Below are 2,965 nucleotides of genomic sequence, written 5' to 3'. Positions count from 1 at the left end.
TCGCCTGCTTCGACGCGATCAAGGCCACCTCGGCCCGCAACGAGGACCCGGAACACGCCTCCCGCCCCTTCGACGCCGGCCGCGACGGCTTCGTGCTCGGCGAGGGCGGCGCCGTCCTGGTGCTGGAGGAACGGGAGCACGCCGAGCGGCGCGGCGCCCGGATCTACGCCGAACTCGGCGGCTTCGCCACCTTCGGCAACGCGTACCACATGACCGGCCTCACCCAGGAGGGCCTGGAGATGTCCCGGGCCATCGACCGGGCCCTGGCCCACGCCGGGGTGCCCGGCGACGCCGTCGACTACGTCAACGCGCACGGCTCCGGCACCAAGCAGAACGACCGGCACGAGACCGCCGCCGTCAAGCGCTCGCTCGGCGAGCACGCCCGGCGCACCCCGATGAGCTCCATCAAGTCGATGGTCGGGCACTCGCTCGGCGCGATCGGCGCCATCGAACTCGTCGCGTGCACCCTCGCCCTGCACCACGGCGTCGTCCCGCCCACCGCCAACTACACCGAGCGGGACCCCGAGTGCGACCTCGACTACGTCCCGCGCACCGCCCGCGAACTGTCGCTGCGCCACGTGCTGTCGGTCGGCAGCGGCTTCGGCGGCTTCCAGTCCGCGGTGGTGCTGAGCAAGGTGGAGGCAGCCGCATGAACGCACGCTGCGCGGTGATCACCGGGGTCGGCGTGGTCGCCCCCAACGGCATCGGCGCCGACGACTACTGGAAGGCCCTGTGCGAGGGCCGCTCGGCCCTCGCCCCGATCGACCGGGAGGGCTGCGAGAACCTGCCGCTCAAGGTCGCCGGACTGGTCCGCGGCTTCGACGCCGAGCAGTACGTCGAACCGCGCTACCTCGTCCAGACCGACCGGTTCACCCACTTCGCGATGGCCGCCGCCGAACTCGCCATGGCCGACGCCGACCTGGCCGACCACCCCGACGACCCGTACGGCGTCGCCGTGGTCACCGCGGCCGGCTCCGGCGGCGGCGAGTTCGGCCAGCGCGAACTCCAGCACCTGTGGGCCGAGGGGCCGCACCACGTCGGCCCCTACCAGTCGATCGCCTGGTTCTACGCCGCCTCCACCGGCCAGATCTCCATCCGCGGCGGCTTCAAGGGCCCCTGCGGCGTGGTCGCCTCCGACGAGGCCGGCGGCCTCGACGCCCTCGCGCACGCCGCCCGGGCCGTCGCCCGCGGCACCGACGCGGTGCTGGCCGGCGCCGCCGAGGCCCCCGTCGCCCCGTACTCGATGGTCTGCCAGCTCGGCTACCCCGGGCTGTCCACCGGCGAGGACCCCGAACGCGCCTACCGCCCGTTCGGCAGCGACGCGGCCGGGTTCGTCCCCGCCGAGGGCGGCGCGATGTTCGTCGTCGAGGACGAGCACACCGCCCGGCTGCGCGGGGCCCGCCCCCGGGCCGAGATCGCCGGGCACAGCGCGACCTTCACCGGCGCCGCCCGCTGGAGCGAGAGCCGCGAAGGACTCGCCCACGCGATCCGCGGCGCCCTCGCCGAGGCGCGCTGCGCCCCCGACGAGGTCGACGTGGTCTTCGCCGACGCCCTCGGCGTCCCGGAGGCCGACCGGGCCGAGGCGCTCGCCCTCACCGACGCCCTCGGCGAGCACGCCGAACGCGTCCCCGTCACCGCCCCCAAGGCCGGCCTCGGCCGCGCCCACTGCGGCGCCCCCGCCCTGGACGTCGCCGCCGCCGTGCTCGCCCTCGAACACGGCCTCGTCCCGCCCACCCCGCACACCGCGGACTGCCCGCACGGCCTCGACCTGGTCACCGGCTACCCGCGCGCCGTCGAACCGCGCACCGCCCTGGTGCTCAGCCGCGGCCTGATGGGCTCCAACAGCGCCCTGCTGCTGCGCCGCCCCAACCCCTGAAGGAGCACGACATGGCCTCCGAGATCACCTACGAGGAACTCGCCACCCTGATCAAGACCCGGGCCGGCGTCGCGGTCACCGTCGACGCGCTCGCCGACCCCGGCTGCATGTTCCTCGACCTCGGCGTCGACTCGCTCGGCGTGCTCGGCGTCCTCGCCGACGTGGAGAACCGCTACGGCGTCTCCATCGACTCCTCCGACCTGCTCGGCCGTCCCGTCGCCGAGTTCCTGCAGACCGTCAACTCCTCCGTGAAGGCTGGTGCCTGAGATGCCCGGACACACCGACAACACCATCGTCATCCACGCCCCCCTCGACCTGGTCTGGGACGTCACCAACGACCTGGAGAACTGGCCCCGGCTGTTCAGCGAGTACGCCTCCGTCGAGGTCCTCGACCGGCAGGACCAGCTGGTCCGCTTCCGGCTCACCATGCACCCCGACGAGAACGGCCAGGTCTGGAGCTGGGTCTCCGAGCGCGAGGCCGACCGCGACAAGCTCGTCGTCCGGGCCCGCCGGGTCGAACCCGGGCCGTTCGAGTTCATGGAGATCCGCTGGGAGTACGAGGAGCACCCGCAGGGCACCAGCATGCGCTGGATCCAGGACTTCGCGATGAAGCCCACCGCGCCGATCGACGACCAGGGCATGACCGACCGGATCAACCAGAACTCCAAGGTCCAGATGGAGCTGATCCGCGCCAAGGTCGAGCACCGCGCCGGAGGGGCCCGGTGAACGACGTGCACCGCACCCTGATCGTCGCCCGGATGAAGCCCGGCACCGCCGACCACATCGCCGGCGTCTTCGCCGACTCCGACCGCGGCGCCCTGCCCGACCTGATCGGCGTCCGCAGCCGCAGCCTGTTCCAGTTCGGCGACGTCTACCTGCACCTCATCGAGTCCGAGCGCCCCGCCGGACCGGAGGTCGCCAAGTACGCCGGACACCCCGAGTTCCGCGACGTCAGCGAACGCCTCGCCGTCTACGTCGACGCCTACGACCCGGCGACCTGGCGCAGCCCCAAGGACGCCATGGCGCACGAGTTCTACCGCTGGGACCGCACCGGCGGCTGAACGCCGCACCCGCACACGGAGAGGGGCC

The 2,965-nt window shown here is 73.3% G+C and carries 5 protein-coding genes; all 5 read left to right on the top strand.

Going from position 1 to position 2,965, the window contains the following annotated elements; translation table 11 throughout:
- Positions 1-653: beta-ketoacyl-[acyl-carrier-protein] synthase family protein (locus ACFUEL_RS37785; RefSeq protein ID WP_380242453.1), on the top strand; the 653-nt coding region annotated here is incomplete at its 5' end.
- Positions 650-1,876, top strand: a complete 1,227-nt coding sequence (locus ACFUEL_RS37780; RefSeq protein ID WP_380242451.1) for a beta-ketoacyl synthase N-terminal-like domain-containing protein — start codon at positions 650-652, stop codon at positions 1,874-1,876. The genes ACFUEL_RS37785 and ACFUEL_RS37780, both read left to right, overlap by 4 nt.
- A gap of 11 nt (positions 1,877-1,887) precedes the next feature.
- Positions 1,888-2,142, top strand: coding sequence for an acyl carrier protein (locus ACFUEL_RS37775; RefSeq protein ID WP_380242449.1), 255 nt, complete (start codon positions 1,888-1,890; stop codon positions 2,140-2,142).
- Position 2,143: 1 nt separating this feature from the next.
- The gene (locus tag ACFUEL_RS37770; protein WP_380242447.1) at positions 2,144-2,602 is read left to right on the top strand and encodes an SRPBCC family protein; all 459 of its coding nucleotides are present in this window, start codon (positions 2,144-2,146) and stop codon (positions 2,600-2,602) included.
- 5 nt (positions 2,603-2,607) lie between these two features.
- A complete protein-coding gene (locus tag ACFUEL_RS37765) occupies positions 2,608-2,937 on the top strand; it encodes a TcmI family type II polyketide cyclase (protein WP_380242455.1) in 330 nt (109 codons plus the stop codon).
- Positions 2,938-2,965 lie beyond the last annotated feature (28 nt).

It is taken from the genome of Kitasatospora sp. NPDC057198, from assembly GCF_042670125.1.
In the GTDB taxonomy this organism is placed as follows: domain Bacteria; phylum Actinomycetota; class Actinomycetes; order Streptomycetales; family Streptomycetaceae; genus Kitasatospora.
Note: the sequence above shows the minus strand (reverse complement) of the source record. Positions and strands in the feature narration are given on the sequence as shown.